Source organism: Novipirellula galeiformis (genome assembly GCF_007860095.1).
In the GTDB taxonomy this organism is placed as follows: domain Bacteria; phylum Planctomycetota; class Planctomycetia; order Pirellulales; family Pirellulaceae; genus Novipirellula; species Novipirellula galeiformis.
In genome coordinates this window covers 26,388-45,954 of record NZ_SJPT01000015.1, presented here as the reverse complement: position 1 = coordinate 45,954, position 19,567 = coordinate 26,388, and the positions used below count along the sequence as shown (strand labels likewise).

14 protein-coding genes are annotated in these 19,567 nt (G+C 55.4%); 9 read left to right on the top strand and 5 right to left on the bottom strand.

The features are described 5' to 3' along the window. Positions 1-356: 356 nt before the first annotated feature. Both Pla52o_RS24980 and Pla52o_RS24975 read left to right on the top strand, forming a co-directional pair. Positions 357-3,182 (top strand): DUF11 domain-containing protein, encoded by a 2,826-nt coding sequence (locus Pla52o_RS24980; protein WP_146597368.1) that lies wholly within the window; start codon positions 357-359, stop codon positions 3,180-3,182. Positions 3,183-3,705: 523 nt separating this feature from the next. After that, the gene (locus tag Pla52o_RS24975) at positions 3,706-4,026 is read left to right on the top strand and encodes a hypothetical protein (RefSeq protein ID WP_146597367.1); all 321 of its coding nucleotides are present in this window, start codon (positions 3,706-3,708) and stop codon (positions 4,024-4,026) included. A gap of 146 nt (positions 4,027-4,172) precedes the next feature. Here Pla52o_RS24975 and uvrA read toward each other — a convergent pair whose 3' ends face one another. Further along, a complete protein-coding gene (gene uvrA, locus Pla52o_RS24970) occupies positions 4,173-7,010 on the bottom strand; it encodes an excinuclease ABC subunit UvrA (RefSeq protein WP_146597366.1) in 2,838 nt (945 codons plus the stop codon). A 281-nt stretch (positions 7,011-7,291) separates the two neighbouring features. Between uvrA and pckA the strand changes: the two genes are divergently transcribed. Both pckA and Pla52o_RS27200 read left to right on the top strand, forming a co-directional pair. Beyond that, positions 7,292-8,875: a phosphoenolpyruvate carboxykinase (ATP) gene (pckA, locus tag Pla52o_RS24965; protein ID WP_146597365.1), complete on the top strand. Its 1,584-nt coding sequence runs from the start codon at positions 7,292-7,294 to the stop codon at positions 8,873-8,875. Positions 8,876-9,014: 139 nt separating this feature from the next. Then, positions 9,015-9,191, top strand: a complete 177-nt coding sequence (locus Pla52o_RS27200) for a hypothetical protein (RefSeq protein ID WP_197169508.1) — start codon at positions 9,015-9,017, stop codon at positions 9,189-9,191. A 110-nt stretch (positions 9,192-9,301) separates the two neighbouring features. Here Pla52o_RS27200 and Pla52o_RS24960 read toward each other — a convergent pair whose 3' ends face one another. From Pla52o_RS24960 to Pla52o_RS24950, 3 genes are all read right to left on the bottom strand, one after another. After that, positions 9,302-10,258: a cytochrome c gene (locus Pla52o_RS24960; protein WP_146597364.1), complete on the bottom strand. Its 957-nt coding sequence runs from the start codon at positions 10,256-10,258 to the stop codon at positions 9,302-9,304. 115 nt (positions 10,259-10,373) lie between these two features. Then, complete coding sequence (locus Pla52o_RS24955) at positions 10,374-12,377, bottom strand: vWA domain-containing protein (RefSeq protein ID WP_146597363.1); 2,004 nt, start codon at positions 12,375-12,377, stop codon at positions 10,374-10,376. Continuing rightward, a complete protein-coding gene (locus Pla52o_RS24950; RefSeq protein ID WP_146597362.1) occupies positions 12,374-13,264 on the bottom strand; it encodes a DUF58 domain-containing protein in 891 nt (296 codons plus the stop codon). Before Pla52o_RS24950 ends, Pla52o_RS24955 begins: the two co-directional genes overlap by 4 nt. Before the next feature lie 490 nt (positions 13,265-13,754). On the opposite strand from Pla52o_RS24950, the gene Pla52o_RS24945 reads away from it, so the two are divergent. The 4 genes from Pla52o_RS24945 to Pla52o_RS24930 all read left to right on the top strand — a co-directional run bounded on the left by Pla52o_RS24945 (position 13,755) and on the right by Pla52o_RS24930 (position 16,959). Beyond that, a complete protein-coding gene (locus Pla52o_RS24945) occupies positions 13,755-14,540 on the top strand; it encodes a sugar phosphate nucleotidyltransferase (RefSeq protein ID WP_146597361.1) in 786 nt (261 codons plus the stop codon). Positions 14,541-14,546: 6 nt separating this feature from the next. After that, positions 14,547-15,497: a ribose-phosphate diphosphokinase gene (locus tag Pla52o_RS24940; RefSeq protein WP_146597360.1), complete on the top strand. Its 951-nt coding sequence runs from the start codon at positions 14,547-14,549 to the stop codon at positions 15,495-15,497. A 287-nt stretch (positions 15,498-15,784) separates the two neighbouring features. Further along, entirely contained in the window at positions 15,785-16,591 is an 807-nt protein-coding gene (locus tag Pla52o_RS24935; RefSeq protein ID WP_146597359.1) for a phosphatase PAP2 family protein, read from the top strand. Between the two features lie 26 nt (positions 16,592-16,617). Then, complete coding sequence (locus Pla52o_RS24930; RefSeq protein ID WP_146597358.1) at positions 16,618-16,959, top strand: translation initiation factor; 342 nt, start codon at positions 16,618-16,620, stop codon at positions 16,957-16,959. 408 nt (positions 16,960-17,367) lie between these two features. Here Pla52o_RS24930 and Pla52o_RS24925 read toward each other — a convergent pair whose 3' ends face one another. Continuing rightward, the gene (locus tag Pla52o_RS24925) at positions 17,368-18,543 is read right to left on the bottom strand and encodes a hypothetical protein (RefSeq protein WP_146597357.1); all 1,176 of its coding nucleotides are present in this window, start codon (positions 18,541-18,543) and stop codon (positions 17,368-17,370) included. Positions 18,544-18,949: 406 nt separating this feature from the next. Between Pla52o_RS24925 and Pla52o_RS24920 the strand changes: the two genes are divergently transcribed. Beyond that, positions 18,950-19,375 (top strand): response regulator, encoded by a 426-nt coding sequence (locus Pla52o_RS24920; protein ID WP_146597356.1) that lies wholly within the window; start codon positions 18,950-18,952, stop codon positions 19,373-19,375. Positions 19,376-19,567: the final 192 nt, after the last annotated feature.

Sequence of the window (19,567 nt, the reverse complement as noted above, 5' to 3'; positions counted from 1 at the left end):
TTCGGATGGATCGTTTTCGGCATCCAACCGAACGCAAGGTCCTGCGAGCCCCCGAGCGAATTTCCTTCTGCTTCAGCCCTAGCCTCAGGGCGATCGCAATGCCCTTCATCGGTCGTGGTGAAACGAGTCCGCGTGCCTTTTTCTTTGCCCGCAGATAAGAACAGACCGAAATCGGTGTTTAACCGGCGACTCAAACCATTTCCCGCCTCAGCTCCGCTACAACCGTCAAAGTCTGCGACAAGCTGTAGCGTTTAGGCAACAAACTACGTTGATTTCTTGCATCATGCCCCCAATCGGCGTGCTAGGGTTCGCTGGACAAAGTGTGTCCGGAATGAATCCAAACATCACGTAGGCCGATGAACCACACCCAATCACGAAGCGAGCAGCCTCGCCGACGGAACTTGCCTTTGGGCCGAGTTCTGTTTGTGTCGGCGTTGTTGATCTTCGCGGTGGCGAGTGGATGCAGCCGCCTGCGTTTGCCGGCGGTCGATCCAACCGGATCCTGTCTGTTTGCTCCGCTGCCGACGACCACCACGCTCGCCTTGCCCGGTTCCGGTGGGGAGAGCTGCCTCTGTTTCAACTGTTTGCGTGGCTTAGGATCTTGCATCAAGAACCCCAAATTTGTGTTTCCTACCCCTGCGTTTCCGGAACCCGCTACGCCTCCGGCGTGCCCTCCCTCGGCAGCTCCCGCAGCACCCGCTGGTCCCATCGCCGGCGGACTCTGCAAAGGGGACGGCACCTGCGTGCCCAGCAGCCCGTGTAATGGGTCGTGCCAAACCGGTCCTCCCGCGGTCTTGTTCGGTGACGAAATCACCAACACGCGCCCCCACTGCTTGCCCGATCGCGGCAAACGGGGATGCATTTTATTATCGCCACAAAAAATCGTTGCTCCCGTGGGCGGCGAAGTCATTCTGATGTCCGGTATTTGCGGTACCGATGGTTATCTGCAGATGAACGAGACCTTGGAGTGGATGCTGACGCCCGATAGCGTCGGCACGTTCATTCAAGTGGGAGATGATGATCCAGGATTGATGCATCGATTGGCAGTCAAAAAGCCACGCCCTGAGAAACATGATCCCTCCTACGCTCGCGGCTTGACCAGTTCCAAGCGGATGTTGATCACACGCGGTAACCTTGATCGCAAGGACGACGTCCAGCTCGAAAAGGGGCAAACGTGGATCTCGATCAGCAGCCCCAGCGAAGGCACCAGCCGTGTGACCGTGCTGGCACCCGAAAGCGAATGCTGGGATCAACGCAAAGCAACGGCAACGATCTATTGGATCGATGCACGTTGGCAATTCCCAGGCTCGCAAATCGTGCCTGCGGGAACGCCCGTTTCCTTGACCACTCGGGTCACACGTGCCGAAGGCAGTTTGCCGGCGCGTGGATGGAAGGTGCGTTACGAAGTCCAACAACCCGAAATCGCAACGTTTGCGGGTACCAACGGTTCGTCGGTCGTGGAAGCGATCGTCGATGAGAACGGCAACGCTAACGCGGAATTACTTCCCGTTGCGGGTACCAGCGGCACCGTCACGGTCGACATGCAAGTCATTCGACCGGGTGGCGATTCGGATAATATGCCGACGATGACGCTCGGTCGCGGACAAACCTTTGTCACCTGGAGTTCACCCCAGTTGGCGATCCGCGCGGGCGCTCCGTCGCTGGCTAGTTTTGACGTTCCCTATGAAGTCGTCGCCAACGTTTCCAACCCCGGTGACCAACCCGCCAACAACGTCCGCGTTTCGATCGAGTTTCCGCCCGGAACACGTGCGGTCAGCGCCGATACGTTTGCCCAGGTGTTGCCCAACGGCGTGGTTTGGGAAATCGGCACGATTCCCCCTAAAACCCAATTGGACCTGTTTATGAATGTGACGTCTCAGTCGCCCGTTCAAATGACATTCCAAGCACGCGGTGAAGCGGGATTGTTCGCCGAGGACACCGTCCGGGTCGATGTCTTCCGTCCGTCGCTAGCGATCACGGCACAAGCCGAACGCGAGCGTTACGAAGCGGGACAAGAAGTCACGTTCAACATCGATGTCAAAAACACCGGCGATCGACCGTTAACGAATGTCAAACTCAAGGCGTTCGGCGATTCCTACATGGTTCATCCCGAACGACGCACTCGCGAACTCGTAAACGAATTGACCGACGGCCCACTGCAACCCGGTGAGACGTGGCCCACCACCATCACCTTCATTCCGACCGAATCGGGTCGCCGCTGCGTCCAATTCGAAGCCACCTCCGATGGTGGGCAACGTGCTGTGAGTGAATCATGTGTGACAGTGATCAATCCCGTCCCCGCCGCTCCCACATTGACCGCGTCGGTGGAGAGTCGCGATCGCATTGCCACAGGAGAGTCGTTCTTCATTCGCACCTACTTGAACAATTCCGGCTCGACACCGATCCAAGACACACGTGTGACGTTGGAATACGACCCACAGTTACAATTGCTACAAGCGACCGAAGGCGCTTCGGAACCGCGTGCAGGCCAGAATCTGATTCAATGGGACGTGCCCACGATCCAACCGGGTCAACGTGCGGTGTTGGAAGGTCAATTCCGCGCGATGGCGACGAATCCGCAATCACGCGTTCGCGTCTCGGCGGTCAGCCGCGATGGCACTTCGGCCGATGCCGAACACGTCTTCGCGATCGTCGCAGGTGCACCTCCCGCCACCGTGCCGTCGGGTCCGATTGCACCGCCTTTGCCTCCCGCCACCCCGGCTCCGAGTATCCCAGGCGGTCCAGGCCAATTGCCACCGTCGCCGGACTCCGGGCCCGTCGCCCCACCGCTACCATCGGGAAGTGCGAAATCCGATCGCGTCCAAGTGGAGATTTTCGGTCGCGACAATCCGGTCCGCGTGGGCGAACCGATCCGCTACACCCTGCGTGTTACGAACGATTCAGACCAAAACGACGGCGAAGTGAGTGTCCGTTTCAATTTGCCCCCAGGGGTGACGGTTGAACGGGTCACGCAGCGGCTCAGTCCCACCGGTGGCGAATTCGAGGTCAGTGCAGGTGCCATTTATCTAGCCGATATCCGCTCCATGCGTCCCAATGAGACGGTGGAGTACGATATCGTGATGAACAGCAATCAACCGCAAACGTTCGAGTTGAACGTCGAATCGGTCAGCCGTCGTGGTCCCGGCGGAACCGATAGCGTGCAAACCGAAGTGATTCAATAATGCGATTCGTCCGCTGGAGCGTTCCTGCGCGCAGCGAGACGACCTACCACGTGCTTTGATGTCCGCTTCCAAAAAACCGCTGCACGGGTCAAGCGAATTCTTGCGAACGAGCCGAGAATGACATGCGATGCAGCACGGTTGTTGGGTTCATGCCGTCTCGGTGCAGCTACGACGTTTGAAGCACATTGTAAGCGTTACACGCGTTTGTCCTGGTGCGCCGACGCTCGCTGGATTGTTGCACTCTCCGCAGCCACACGACGATAAATAACATTAGCCTCGCAGATCTCCTCGGGTCTGCTTGCTGCATCCCGAGTGAACCCTCCTCGGTTCGTTGTCTTGGATGACGAAACAGATGTCGGTGAGTCAAAGAATGTCGACGCATATCCGTCTTGAATGATGCACCTTGCGGTGTCCTCCCAATACCGCAGTGTGTGTCATGGTATGCGTCGACATTCTCACGGCGAAGCTACACAGTTCCCTCTCCCTTCCCAATGCGCCAAGCATCCCCCTTCCCGGAGGCACCATGGCCAAGAAAGACACTTTCCGCGTTGTGACACGCGGACGCGACGGTTCGTTGTTGATCCATGATTACCCGACGAGTGACCCGCTGTTGAAGATGCACACCCAGATTGGTACCGATGATTGCAGTACCGATCTGGACCTTCGCGGAATGCCCGTTTTCCGAGGCCTGATTGGTCCGATGCCCGAAGGCAAATCGGTCGTGCGCTATGAAACGCCCGACGTCTTCGAAGCGATGACCAAAGAGTGGGCCAGCGCCAAGCCGCGACGCAGAACCCGTCGTTCGGCTAAAGAGATCGCAGCGGCGGCGGCGGCCGCGTCGTAGTCAATGCGAAGTAAAATGACACTGCGAGTCCATGTTCCCAGACGCCCGACAAACGTCTGGGAACACTCGGAGGCTAGAGCGCTGCGAATATTGATGTAGCTACCGTCGCCAAACGGTCGACCACGTTGGGGCGATCGCAGCTACGGCTACACACGGTGGGCGGCTTTCAACACCGCTCCGGTAAGGCTTTCGTTGCTGCGCATCAACTCTGCGGGCGTTCCCGTTGCGACCACGCTTCCGCCTGCACTAGCAGCACCGGGGCCAAGATCAATGATGTAATCGGCGGCCTGCATCAGCATCGCGTTGTGCTCAACGACGATTAGCGAATGCCCGTCGGCAATCAACGCATCAAAACAATCGACCAAACGAACGATGTCGGCGAAATGCAACCCGGTGGTCGGTTCATCCAAGATAAACAACGTTCGTCGCCGCGAAGCCGCAGCGAGAAACGCAGCCAGTTTCAAACGTTGTCCCTCCCCACTCGAAAGCGTCGGTCCGGGTTGCCCAAGTTTGATGTAGTCGAGCCCCACATCGATCATTCGCTGCAAACGCGATTGCACTTTTTCTTCACCGCGAAAAAAAGCAACCGCTTCGCGCACACTCATCTCTAACACGTCGGCGATCGTGCGATCACGATAGCGGATTTTCAGTATTTCATCGCGATAACGTGTGCCTTGGCAACTCGGACAGCGCATCGTTACGTCGGCTAAAAACTGCATATCGATTTCGAGCACCCCAGCGCCCTCACATTCGGCGCATTGGCCTTTGGCGTTGTTGAAACTAAAGTGCCCGGCAATCAGATTCCGCGTCCTTGCATCGACGGTGGCGGCGAATACCTTGCGAATCGCATCAAACGCTTTGACGTAAGTCACCGGACAGCTTCGCGCGCTTTTGCTGATTGGAGATTGATCGATCAACATGCAATCATCGATTTGACCGAGCCCTGTGATCGATTGATATGGCAAGGTCGCGGTACGACCGGATGCTTTGCGAGTCTGAATGGCTCCGTAAAAAGTGTCTTGGACGAGCGAACTTTTTCCGCTGCCCGAAACCCCCGTGACCAGACACAACACACCTAAGGGAAAATCGACATCAATCTTCTGCAGGTTATGTCCGCTCGCTCCGGTCAAAGTAATCATGCCGCGTGGGGTGCGGACTTGGCGATCTCGCAAAGTCCATCCGCGCTGACCAGTTAAAAATTGGCCCGTCAAACTCTTCTTGCTGGCCAACAGCGCTTTGGTCGTCCCTTGGAACATCACCTTGCCGCCCGATTTTCCAGCGGTGGGCCCGATCTCGAGTACTTCGTCGGCAATTCGGATCATGGTCTCGTCATGTTCGACTACGATCACGGTATTTCCACGGTCGCGCAGCCCGAGGATCGCGCCAACGAGTTGCTCGACATCCGAGGGATGCAAACCTGCGGTTGGTTCGTCGAGCACATACAGCATATTGACCAAACTGCTACCCAACGCCGACGTCAGAGCCACTCGCTGTGTCTCGCCGCCGGAGAGCGTACGAAGCGTGCGATCGAGTTGCAGATAGCCGAGCCCCACCGTTTGTAAATAACCGATCCGGTCCCGAATCTGTGTCAGCGGTTCGGAGGCGATTTTGGTTTCACGTTCCCCCAATTTGAGCTTGGCAAAAAATAACTCGGCCTCATCCGCCTGCATTGACAACACCTCCGCAACATTCTTGTCGCCGACGCGATAGGACATCGCCAATGGATTGAAACGCTTGCCTAGGCAAGTCGGGCAGGGACGGTAACTGCGAAACCGCGACGCAAAGACGCGAATATGCATCTTGTACTTCTTGCGGTCCAACCAGGCAAAGAAACCGTCCAGGCCACCGAACTCTCGGTCAGGAACTCCGCCCACGATCAACTTTAAATGCTTTTTCGTTAACTTGCTAAACGGAATGTCGGTGGGAATGTCATAGTCGGCGGCTAATTCCAGCAGTTCATCGAGCTCATGACGGTACGCGGGCGTATTCCACGCCGCGATCGCCCCTTCGGCGAGTGAGAGCGATTTGTCGGGCACGACCAAGTCCATGTCGACGTCCACCACATCGCCAAAGCCTTCGCACGTCGGACAGGCCCCCAGCGGATTGTTGAAGTTAAACAATCGAGGCACCGGATCGGGATAATCGAGATCACAAGCATCACAGCGTCGATCGCGGCTGATCGTGCGTCGCACCCATTTTCGCGAATCAATTTCCACCGCGTTGACGCTGACATCGTCAGCCCCCTGCTCCTCCGCTTCGGAAAAGATTACCGCACGGCCGTGGCCTTCACCCATCGCGTTTTCCAACGATTCGGTTAAACGACTCAGCTCCGCGTCGGCCGCCACTCGGTCCACGACCACAAAGCACTCGATTCCGTTGCGCCCCACTTTCTTTGCCAAGGCGAGCCGGTCCGAGTCCGACAGGTGAAATGTGTGCTGGTCTACAACCAGTCGCAAGTAGCCTTCTTGTTGTAGCCCCAACAAAATTTCGCTGGCTGATTTTCGATCCGGCAACCAGATGGGAAAGGTGATCATCGCCCGCCCACGATCAACGTTGCGAAGCATTTCTTCGGCGACAACCGCGGGATCGTCGCTGCGAACGGGCCGCCCACAACCGTAGCAAAACAGCGTCGCCGCTTTGGCAAACAACAACCGCAAATGATCGGCAATTTCAGTCGTCGTCCCCACGGTACTACGATTCGTTTTTGAGCCTCCGCTGCGAGTCACCGCAATCGCAGGCGGGATACCGTCGATCGAGTCGCAGTCGGGCTTATCCAAGCGAGCAAGAAATTGGCGAGTGTAGGCCGAGAAGCTCTCGATATAAGAACGTTGCCCTTCGGCATACAGCGTGTCGATGGCCAGCGAGGTTTTGCCGCTTCCGGAAACACCACAAAACGCAATCAGTTTTCCACGAGGAATATCGACGTCGATGTTTTGCAAGTTATGAACGCGGCAACCGCGAACTGAAATGAATTCGGTGCTCAAGTTGTCTTTCCGTTTTGTTTAGTTCCACCAGCGGCAATGGCACAGGCGGTAGCCACGGCAATCACACGCGTGTGCCGTGAGTCTGATAAACTCAAATCCATCGTGACGTGATGTTGGAGAATGGTTGGCAAACCGTGAAGTGATTTGTGCATGATGCCTGGCACCTCCAAATTTTTAGCGAGTTGGCGAAGGATCGCGTAGCCCTTACGATAGGGAGTTTACGACCACACCGCCGCTTGCGAACCTCTGTGATCCACACTGACCATTTGCGAAAGTTCCCGATGAGTGTCAATCCGATTGATTTAGAAGAGTATGGAATTCATGTTTCGGACGTGATTCGCAACGCGACCCCGGCGCGTTTATACGAATACGCGATTATCGACGAGCACGCGGCAATTTCAGCATCGGGTGCACTTGCCACTCGCAGCGGCGACAAGACCGGTCGCAGTCCGAAAGACAAACGCATTGTTGAAGAAGAGGAATCTCGCGACGACATTTGGTGGGGCGATGTCAATATCCAGCTGAACGATCGTTCCTTTTCGATCAACCGCCAACGTGCCATCGATTACTTGAACACGCGTTCGCGGATCTTTGTTTTCGATGGGTTCGCCGGCTGGGATCCCGATTACCAATTAAAGATCCGCGTGATTGCCGAGAGCGCTTACCACGCTTTATTCATGCACAACATGTTGATTCGTCCGACGGCCGAGGAACTGCAGGCATTTGACGCACCGGACATCACGATTTTTAATTCGGGCTCGTTTCCGGCGAATCCTTACACCTCTCAAATGACGAGCACCACGAGTGTCGATTTGTCGTTCAATCGTGGCGAGTTCGTGATTCTAGGTACTCAATACGCTGGCGAAATGAAGAAGGGCGTGTTCACGGTAATGAACTATTTGATGCCCAAGCGAGACGTATTGAGCATGCATTGCAGTGCCAACGAATCGATGGACGGCCGTGTTTCTCTCTTCTTTGGCTTGTCGGGCACAGGCAAAACGACCCTTTCAACCGACCCCCACCGCCGATTGATTGGCGACGACGAACATTGTTGGACCTCCTCGGGCGTCTTCAATATCGAAGGAGGCTGTTACGCGAAAGTGATCCATTTGAGCGAAGAAAGTGAGCCCGAGATTTACCAAGCGATCCGCTACGGCAGCGTGCTTGAGAATGTTGTCTTCGACGAAGCCACGCATGAAGTGAATTATGACGACGCCTCGATCACCGAGAACACTCGCGTCGCTTATCCGATCGACTATATCGACAACGCAAAAATCCCTTGTATCGGAGGTCATCCCGAGAACATTATCTTTTTGACCTGTGATGCCTTTGGTGTCTTACCTCCCGTGGCAAAGTTAACGCCCGAACAAGCGATGTACCACTTCATCAGTGGCTATACCGCGAAAGTGGCCGGCACCGAAATGAATGTGAACGAGCCAACGGCGACCTTCAGCGCTTGTTTTGGAGCGGCGTTCTTGGTTTGGCATCCGGCGAAATACGCTGAATTGTTAGCCGATCGCATTCGCCAACACGACAGCCACGTTTGGTTGGTGAACACCGGCTGGGCGGGGGGACCGTACGGCGTTGGCAAACGGATGAGTATCAAGCACACCCGCGGGATCATCGATGCGATCCATGACGGGACGTTAGCGACCGCAAACACAAAAACGGATCCGATCTTCCGTTTCGAAGTCCCCGAGACGTGTGGCGAGGTGCCGAGCGAAGTGCTGTGGCCCGAGGACACTTGGGAAAACCCTACCGAATACAAGCATCATGCGAGACGCTTGGCGGATCTGTTCCACGAAAACTTTCAAAAGTTTGCACGCGGAGCAAGTGACGCGATTCGCAATGCCGGGCCATCGTAAACGTGGCACGGCAGCCCTAGGCTCGGTTTTGCTCCAATTCGGTTTCTAAATCCGATTGTTTTTTTCGGAGCGGCCAACGCTCCGTCAAGACTACAATAAAGCGAGAGCCCAACGCAGTCACTCGCGCATACCGACCGCCATGAAACCGAAAAAAAAGAAAGCGATTTGCAAATGGGATCGCAGCGAAATCGAGGCTTCCCTGCCGCTGCTGATCGCGCAAGCACGGACTGCGAATTACGTTTGCAAGAAATGCGGGCGAACCGCTGCCGAGCGATCGCTACTCTGCAAACCGGTCGCCGAGAAAGACTTCAAGTGAATCTCGCCTCGATGATTTGTCGCCTGCGACGCTGGCTCAAACGACACCAAGGGGCATCCGTTCTGCGGAGCCCCATGCCCACTTACTAAAAAGTAAGACCCGACAAATCACTAACGATATTGTTCGTGGCAAGCGTCACAACTTTGCGTGACCGCGCCAACCTGAGCTCCGATTTCAAAGTTGTTGGAATCAATCGCGTTGACGATCGCGGTGGCTGCATTGGACATTTGGTTACTGAGCGTGACGTAGTCATCGTCCTCTGAATCATCGAGTCCTTCTTGAGTGAGCACCTTGCCAATGACCGCCAATAATTGAGCATTACGACGAATGGCGTCGGCGTTTTCCTGAGTCGATTTCTTATCGCGACTGGCTTGTTTCAGCTTGTCTTGTAACAACTCGGCGTAGGTCATCAACGGAACACGGTCAACGATCATCGACCAATCGTTCTCAGGCTCGGCATCGCGACTCGCCAATCCGCTGCCGGCAACCAGGTCTTGCAAGTCAGCCTTACGCAACTTCGCTTCGTTGTAGACTTGAGCCGATCCCGCCTTGCAATTGAATGCGGTTCGGGCGATCAAGTCGCGTGCCGCCGCGGCTTGGTCTTTCCAACGCACGTCGCCTGAGTAGTCGTTGATGATCGCAAACAAGGTCGCCAGAATCGACAAATCGGTTCGCGCTTCGACGTAGCCTCCGCCATTGAACGCTCCTGGCGTCGAGATCACTCCATCGTAATGAAGTTTGACTCGCTTGATTTCGTCTTCGATCGAGATCGGCGTGATTAACTTTGCCCATCCAGCAGCTCCCGTCGCTTGGTCTCCCTCCCCATCCCCGCTCGCTGGCTCGGCCGAGGCTGCGGCAACCGCCGCGACGGATGCTTTGCGAATCGTCGCCAGCGTCGGCCGCGAGTCTCGAAACGCTTCATCGAGTGAGCCAAAAAAGACGCCTTGCGTCTCTCGATCGCTGAACGTCGGTTTGGGAGCGCGTTGCTCTTGTCCGATCCCAGTGAGCGGTAGCGAGATCAGGCACGAGGCCAAAAGTGCACTGCGAAGAAACGTGGGGGGCAGCATGGGGTTGATTCACGCGAGAGAAACGAGATTACCAATCGTGTCCATTGTAACCAGAAGTGCGAAACCGCGGACAGGGTTCAACGGAGGCACTTCAGCGGCCAATCGATGGCCCGTCTCATCCCACACGTCGTGCAAACACCCACCATTCGGTCGCCAGAATCGCCAGCATGCCAATTAACAACCAACGCCAATACTCTTGGCGTTTCTCGACACCCCCAGTCGCTCCTGCGACCGATTCGTAGCCAAGCTCGATGCCTTCGGCTGCCGCGATCGTACTCTCGCTACGGCTAAACAAATTGACCGCAAAGCTATCGATGACGCGGTCCCCCGACCGCACGCGGTAATTGCCGACCCCATCGGTGTTGACAATTTCGACCACGCCAGCGGGGCCGACGGAAATCGCCTTCGGTTGATCCCCCAATCGCTCCACCTCGACGTTGCTCATCGCGCTTTCGACTCGCAAGCGAACGGTATCCCCAGGCGTGTACGACGGAGCCCCGCTGACTTCAGCGGCACCCGCCAAATATCGAAGCACGTTCAACACAAATACAGGCCAGGAACGTTCGGCGTACCAATTGGTGTTCGTTTGGGTCGCGCCATCATCGTCCTCATGCACCAGTTCAAAACCGAGTACTAAATCTTGGAATCCGTCACGCGGAGCCACCATCAACATCGGTCCAATATCAGCCCCCAACAGTTCCGTGCTGCCGGGAGGGCCCGAGAGCGATCGACCTTTGAAAATCAACAGTGAAAACAATTCCAAATAACGCATGATCGGATGGGTGCGGTCCATGTCAATTAGCGCCACGCCGGAAGGTTCGGATTTCCAGCTCCACGCAGCGTGGGAGGTGCCATCGGCATTTCCAAGTTGATGCGTCGGCAACGCCCCGATCATGAAGGTGTTCGTCGATGGCATCGTCTCGGGGGCACAGCGATCGAAGATAATCAAATCATCCTTACCCGACTCGGACCGTTGTTTGTACGTGTCCGAACTCAAGAACTCCGGTGGGACAAATTCGGATTGACAAATCTTCGCGGCCTTGGAAGTCGCAAGCGCCATTTCCAATGGCGTGTTGCCTGGCGTAACCACCAACACCGAGACCGATCGCATGGGTCGAAGCGCCGTATAGCCCACATTGTCAAGCTGCAAGTCATCCTCGATATCGAGTGAAAGCTTCAACGAGACTGCATCCTCGCTTTCAATCGCAAATGACAATCCGGCTTGTTCTCCGATCGGCAAATCGACATGAGTCGCATCGAGTAACTCGCCGTCGAGCGTTAAAGTGGCATTCGCTGACGCAGCACGAGTGCCAAGATTGATCACCGTTGCAAAGACCTGGACTTGCTCGGGCCTTTCGACGTTACGTTCCGCCGAGAACGCGGTGATTGCAAGATTCGTGACCTCGCCGCTGCCAACGGGAATGTAAATCGGTGTTAAATTCCCCAAGTCAAATTCAGTGACCGTTTGGAATCCACCATCGCTGTAGAGTAACAAATCCGCGGGCATCGCATCGGCGACCTGAACATCGTTAACATCTCCCGCCTGGCTGGTACGGCGTGGGTTCGCCAAACCGTCCGCAGCCTTCAACGCGCCGAGCACATCGGTCGGGCGGTTGGTCACCTCGGCTCGCGAGAGTGCGTCACCCAACCGGTTTCGATCGGAAGTGAACGATTGCAAAACCTCGGCGCGATCGCTGAACGAGACCAACATCGCGGTTTCGTCATCGCTCATCGCCTGAATTCGCTCGGACACCAAGCGTTTGGCTCTCTCGAAACGATTTGCGTCTCCCTCGACATCCGTCGCTTGCATACTGGCCGAGGTATCGATCAACAACACCAAGCGGCCCTGGCTTGATGCTTCACCACGAATCCCGGGACGCAATAATGCCAACGCGGCGAGCAGCACGATCAATAATTGCAAAAACAGCAACACACTGCGGCGAAGTCGCTGCAGCAAACTATTCACATGCAAATCCTCGATCGTCCGTTTCCAAAGAAACGTACTGGGAACCTCAACCGTTTCCCGCCGTAGTTTCAGGAAATACAGCAAGAGAATGCCGAGTGGAATCAGCGAAAACAAAGCCCAATGGAGTGGCGACAGCGTCGAAATCCAACTCATCGCACCACCCCACGCTCACGAAGATACCGAGTCACGATCGTTTCCACCGGAGTGTCGGTGCGAACGGGAATGTAAACGATCGATCGCTTGGAACAAAACTGCTTTACCTCCGAAATGAACGACTCAACCGTCTCTTTGTAGCGATGAAGAACATGGGCGTTGAGGGTGATTTCGGCTTCATCACGGTCTTCCACATCGATCAATTTCCGATCGCCGCGAAGCGGAGGGTCGATTTCTTCAGGCGATAAAATGTGCATCACAAAAACATCCATCCGCCGCCCGATCAACATCCGCAGCGCCGATTCGTAGCCATCCTTGTCCATCAAATCGGTCAACAACACCGCTACTCCAGTACCGGAAGCTCGCAAGGAAAAATCCTTCACCCCCTGGTAAAGCGAAACGTTGTGCCCGCTTTGCACGGAATCGAGATAAGCGAGCATCTTCCAAAGGCTGGCGCGGCCTCGCAGCACCGGGGCTCGGCGACCTTCGGGTCCAAGTACCGACACACTCACACGGTCGGCGCGGCACAAACCGACGTAACCGAGCGCCGCAGCCATTTGTTTGGCGACACGAAGCTTCGTTGGGTCGCCAAAATTCATCGACTCACTTGCATCGATCAGCGAAAAGAAATGCAAGTCTTCTTCTTCGAGAAACAGCTTTAAAAACAGTTGGTCCAATCGAGCATAGAGATTCCAATCGATCAGCCGCAGGTCGTCTCCGGCAACGTAATGACGAAAGTCGGCAAACTCGACGCTTTGACCTTTGCGTCGACTGCGGCGTTCGCCTTTCATTCGTCCGCGAAAAACTTTTCGAGAGACCAATTCGAGGCGTTCGAGGCGGCCGAGCAATTCTGGGCTTAGCAGAGGATCCGTTGCAGTCGCGGGCATGGATGTTCATCGTGAGCGGTGATAAGCGATGGAAGCTCCATTTATACACCAAGCGGTCTGCAACCGGTGGGGGCTACAGGCGAACGGTTACGGCACGCCCCCAAAGGTTCTGGTGAAACAAGCGGCTGGCAAGCCGGCGAGCGTGACTCGCCGTGACGTTCTCTCGGACGTGCCCCCCCCTCTCAGACGTGATTGCTGCAAAGGGGAGCTCGCTGATGGGGGCATCGCGAACGTGGATCGTGGGCTCGTCAACGGGGTGAGCAGTTGGAGAGAGCGAAAAACGAGCACAAAGATTGTCCGCGTGAAGTTCCCCTCGGCGAAAAACGCGAACGGATCATTTCGCAACCGGCTTGTTGGATTGGCGACGACTTGCGACCATGTGTGCCGGCGGCAGTTCGCGTACCGCAAATCGCGATGGGGCCCAGTTCGCGCTGGGACCGTAGTCCAGACTACGAAATCACCTCCCAACCCACCTAAATCACCAATTTTCATGTCCGAATCGACAAACGCTCCGACGAGCAACGACTCCGACGAACCCTGCGCCATTGTGTTGGCCGCAGGCAAGGGGACTCGAATGAAGAGTGCCCTGCCCAAGGTTCTCTGTCAGGTGGTCGACCGTGCGATGATTCATTTTGTGCTCGACGCCCTTGAAAAAGCGGGCGTGAAGCGTCAAATCATCGTGGTCGGTTACGAGGCCGACGCCGTCAAAAAAGAGCTTTCCACCCGTGGCGGCAATATCGAGTATGCCCTCCAGGAAGAGCAACTCGGCACCGGACATGCGGTGCAAATCTGTCGCTCGGCGTTAGTGAATCAAACCGGCCCGACGATCGTCGTAGCGGGAGATTCACCACTAATCCAGGCCACTAGCCTGAAGAAATGTCTCGATCATTTTCGCGAAACCAAGCCTGCATTGTTGCTGGGGACGCTCGAAAAAGACAATCCCGAGGGCTTGGGACGGATCGTCCGCGATGCTTCGGGCGCGTTCACCGGCATCGTGGAACACAAAGACGCCAGCGATGCGGAATTGAAGATCAACGAAGTCAACATGAGCACGTATTTTTTCAATACGCCCGACTTGCTTGACGCCTTAACCAAACTGAGCAATGACAACGCTCAAAACGAGTACTATTTAACGGACACCGCCAAGCTGCTTTGCCAAGCGGGGCGGCCCGTCGAAGCGATCCCAGTTCTACAGCCCTGTGAATCGCTTTCGATCAATAACACCGATGAGCTGAAACAAGTCGATGAAACGATGCGATCGATGGGGTATGCGTAAGCTGTTATGCGTGAATTGAAAATCTTCAGCGGGCGATCCAATCGCGATCTGACCAGCAAAATTTGCAAACACCTGCACCTTGAACCGGCAAAGATTTCGCTGGGTAAATTCCCTGACGGCGAAAACTTCTGCAAATTGGACGAGGACGTCCGAGGACGTGACGTCTTTTTGGTCCAGCCGACTTCGCCACCGGTTAACGACAATTTGTTCGAATTGTTGGTGATGATCGACTGCTGCAAACGTGCGAGTGCGGAACGGATCACCGCGGTGATCCCTTACTTTGGATACGCCCGGCAAGACCGCAAAGACGAAGGCCGCGTGCCGATCACCGCCAAACTTGTCGCCAACATGATCGCCCGTGCCGGTGCGGACCGCGTCTTAACGATGGACTTGCATGCCGCTCAGATCCAAGGCTTCTTCGATGTTCCGGTCGATCACTTGTACGCTGCTCCGGTGTTGAATGAACATTTCTTGGCCCGCGGCATGAAGCAAGAAGACATCGTCGTGATTAGTCCCGACGAAGGAAGCATTAAACGTGCTGTCGGCCATGGAAAACGACTCGGCGGAACGCTCGCAATCGTCGACAAACGCCGAACCAATGCCTTGGAAGTACGTCAAAGCACCATCATCGGCGGCCCCGTCGAAGGCAAGATCGCATTGCTTTTCGACGATATGATCAGCACCGCGGGGTCGATTTGTGGAGCCGCTCGATTAGTGCATGAAGCGGGGGCAAAAGAAATCCACATCGCGTGTACGCACGGCATTTTGTGTGGACCGGCGATCGAGCGTTTGCGTGACGCGCCAATTGATTCGATCACGGTGACCGATTCCATCCCAGTTCCCGCCGAAAAACAATTGCCCAATATGGTTCAATTGAGCGTTGCTCCGCTGTTAGCCGAAGCGATCAAGCGGATTCACCACGATCAATCGATCAGCGAATTGTTCCGCGAACCCTAAGCGTCGCGGAGACGCGTTGAAACCAGCCTGCCATCGATCACTCCGCCTCCCACAACTCCGCCGGCCCCGACTCCGCCGGCCCTGCCGCAGCTCCGCCGGCGTGAAAGGCGCAGATCCCTCCGCGTTGATAGCGTGGAGACGTGCGAGGTGCTAGCACAAAAATCCCTTGTGGCTGCTCTTTCCCGGGGGAGGCTAATTTAGTTACGGTCACACTTGATGCTCTGTTCGTTGTAGCGAGTGCCCTCTCGTGCTGCACGGATCATGTTTCACGCGCGAAAGTGTTTCCCATGCCTCTTCCTGCCCACGCGAAAATGCGATCCAAGCTGTCGATGTTTGGCGGCGCCGACGCAGACGAACTCGCTCCCTTCCGCACCACCAGTTTGATGTGGATGTCGGGAATTGCATTATTAATCGTCCCCATGCTGACCCTTGTCGATATCCCGGTGGGCCGCTGGTTGGCAGAGAATCAACCGTCCAAAGAAGTCGCGAGTCTGTTGGAATTGACGGGCTATTTTTCCCATGCCACGGGAATTTTCTTAATCCTGCTTTGCATCCTGTTGATGGCTCCCCGCCGACGTCGCTATGTCACCCGGCTGGCGGTGCTGGCGATGGGTGCGGGAGCAGTATCAACGCTTGCCAAGGGGTTTGTGCTGCGAGAGCGACCAAGCCGAATCAACCTCGATATCGCAACGTACGACAAAGCATGGCATTGGGTTTTTGATTGGTCACTCGACCAAGTGGCAAACTTCGACGCCGGAACACGAGCGTTCCCGAGCTCGAACATGGCGGTCGCCGCCGCGTTCGCGATCGGTTTGGCGGCGGTGCTGCCGCGAGGCCGTTGGGTGTTTGCAATCATGCTGCTCGGTACCATGATACAGCGAATCTATTCGGGGGCTCATTTCATCAGCGACGTTTTTGGTGGCGCTGCATTCGGCCTGATCTGGGCATATGTTTGCTTTCACCCCAAACTGTTGGGAAGCTTGTTTGACCGAATGGAATCCGAACGTCGACCTAGGCGACCGTTGTTTGAAGAAAAGTTTCCCGACGTAAACGAAATCCGCCCAACCGAAAACAAAGATCGAATGGCAGCGTAATCCGCTAGCCGTCAAGGCTTACGACAATGACACGACTTTTCGCCGGCACTCCCTTTGATATTCCCCCCACGTGTGATCGATGCGGTGAATTGGTGGAAGCCTGCCAATGCCCTCCGCCAGCTCATCAGTACCTCCCGGCAGATAAGCAAACAGCCAAGGTTTTTACCGAGAAACGGAAGAACAAGCGGGTGATGACGATCGTCAAAAACCTGCAACCCGAGGAAACCGATCTGCCGAAACTTCTCTCGGAGCTAAAATCGACCATCGGCGCGGGGGGATCGCTGCAAGCAGACCAGATCGAAATCCAAGGCGACCATCTTGCCCGGGTGCAAACAAAATTGAAATCGATCGGCTATCGAGTGCGCTGAGATCGAACGCCAAAACCGCTTTGCGTTGCTGGCCCGGGTGATGTTACAGATCAAATGATTCTCGATTGCATGCGGCCTGGTCAAAGCCAGAGGCGATCACGACGTGCGTTCACCGATCAAATCTACAGATCGACAGGCGGTCAAACGCTCCGTCAAGTTTGGCCTCGCGTTCCTTGACGCCAATCCAGGACGACAACGCGCATTGGCCAGTCAAAATGAATGGATCTCAATGCCTCTAGCGTTTGCTAGGCTTTGGCTCCGCATCCGCAGCGCCACATATCGTTTCACTAGCAGGCTGTTTTAATGTTTTAATGATTCACAGCCTCTCAGCGATAGGACGCCTTTTCTTTATGCTAGTGACGCGAACTTTTTCGTTCGCATGCACACTTTAGCGGCCGAGCGTCATCTCTACGCTGCCGTGCGTTCGGCGTTTTGCCCCGCCTGTTCTAGCCAGCGGACCATCCCTTTAAGATCCTTGTTCCAACCTTCGCTGACGCGTCGAGCGCAGAACGTATGGAACATCAAATCGATCGTTTCGCTGAGCATTCGGATTGCATCGATTCGCTCGTCGACTTCGAAATCCGCGTCTTCATCGACATGAATTTTGGCGCCACTGATCCCGAACGTTTCCGCCTGTAACACGAGATCAAATTGTTGGCCATTTCGAATCACCGTCATGCCCGATTTTCGTGGCAATTTCCCAGAACGCACCGCATGCATCGCCTCGGGAAGCTTGACGGGACTTTCATGCGAGATCGTCTCTTTACCCGATTCACCGAGCGGGCACTCCAGCGTCAACGTCTTGGTCAACATCACGGTGACTTCAGACTCGTCGGGCAAAGCGAACGTATCGGTATCATTTTCGAGACGCCACCACAGCCACAGCAAAAACTCATTGCCTAGAAAGTCGGGAGCCTTGGAGTGCGGATTAGCCCAAGCCAAATCACCATGGGGAACCGCAGGCACAAAGTTGGCTGGGGTTAAATCATCAACTTCCGCATACATGTCGTTCTCGATTGCCCACGCTTGTGCGATCGACCCCGAACTGATGTGTTTCAGTTCGACATTGAAGACGCGTTCGAGCAAATCGGCGCAATGACCGCTGGCAGTGCCTGCCGAACCACCGAAGTACAACGTTTCCTGCCCATAATCCCAAAGCAGAGGGAATTGCTGCATTTTGCGGTACTTGCCTGAAGCCGCTTCGACTTCACAACGTTGCTCAACCGCTTCCTTGGCCTCTTTACGTCCAGCCTTCGAAACGACGCCACTCGGACTGTCCTTAGCCAATGCCAATAGTTCCATTTGCAACCAAGCTTTTCGGATCGCCGATGGAATTTGGTTTGTATCGATCCGAACGCTACAATGCAACGCTTCGCTTAGGACGTTCTTACTGGCGTCAAATTCTTGGTCAAAAAGGTGAGCACCGCCTAAAAAACCAACATGGATATTTTCAGCTGCCGCTGTCTGAACCGTGCCGGCCACGTTTTGCGTGAGCAATTCGATCTGCTCGTCGCCAAACTCCGCAGACTCAAATCCACTGACACTGAATCTCTCGAATGCAAGGCTGCCGCCGAGGAATGGCATAAACAATCTCATGTTGAATGGAAAGCGATCGGATAGGTGTGCTCAAAAACGTATCGACCACATTTGCGAAAGAATTTGCCAGGGAGCGAGGAAGTCGTATGATGCGACCACGTGACATGATCCCATCTGTTAGACTTTGGTGGACCATACGGCACAGTTTACCCAGCTGCACAATGTTCCCAGCTGCCTAATGCCCCGCATCAGCTCAGCTCAGCTCAGCCAAACGCGAATGTCAGGGCCTGGCCAAACCGGGGTCAACGCCACCCCACCTCCCGCCCACAGAACTCACGACGCAATGTGGGATGGGCAAACAGCGTGTGACTGACACCGCACTAAGCTGGCACGTTTTCGAGAACACTAAATTCAATGCCCGGCTCCATCGCCGGAGGATCGGAGTACCCCCATCGTGGCAACGGCTTCCTCACTCAACACGGACACGACGGCTCCCGGGTTGTTAGTGGAAGACAATATGTTGGTGCAACAATCACTCCGCCACGCATTGAATATCTTGGGATTCCCGTCCAAGGTCGCCCAAGACGGAATCGAAGCGATGGAGATGCTGCGAAGCGAACCGTTCAGCTTTGTGTTGATGGACGTTCAAATGCCAGGCAAGGGTGGCATCGACGTCCTGCTCGAACTTCGTCAATTAGATTGTCCGAACACGCAAGTCCCCGTCGTGATCATGAGTGGAAATGAGTCCGAGAGCGTGATTGCGTTCCGATCGGGCGCTAATGAATTTTTGACCAAGCCCATTTCCGTCAAATTGCTAGCCGAGACGATCCAACGTTTGAAAGACGGGAAAAACTCGCATGGCAAAGACAGCTCGAACTAACGCAACCACAAGGACAAACCACCGAACCTGAGGGACAGAGCATCATTTCGGGGGTTGACTTTGGACGGGGCCAGGGGAACCATTCTCTTAGCGGAGATTGGACGGTTCCTTCAACTCTGGCGAGGTGCAAGATGGGGCGTTTGTCACGCTGCGAAGTCTTCGATCCTGGCGAAATCGCGATCGCTCACGTTC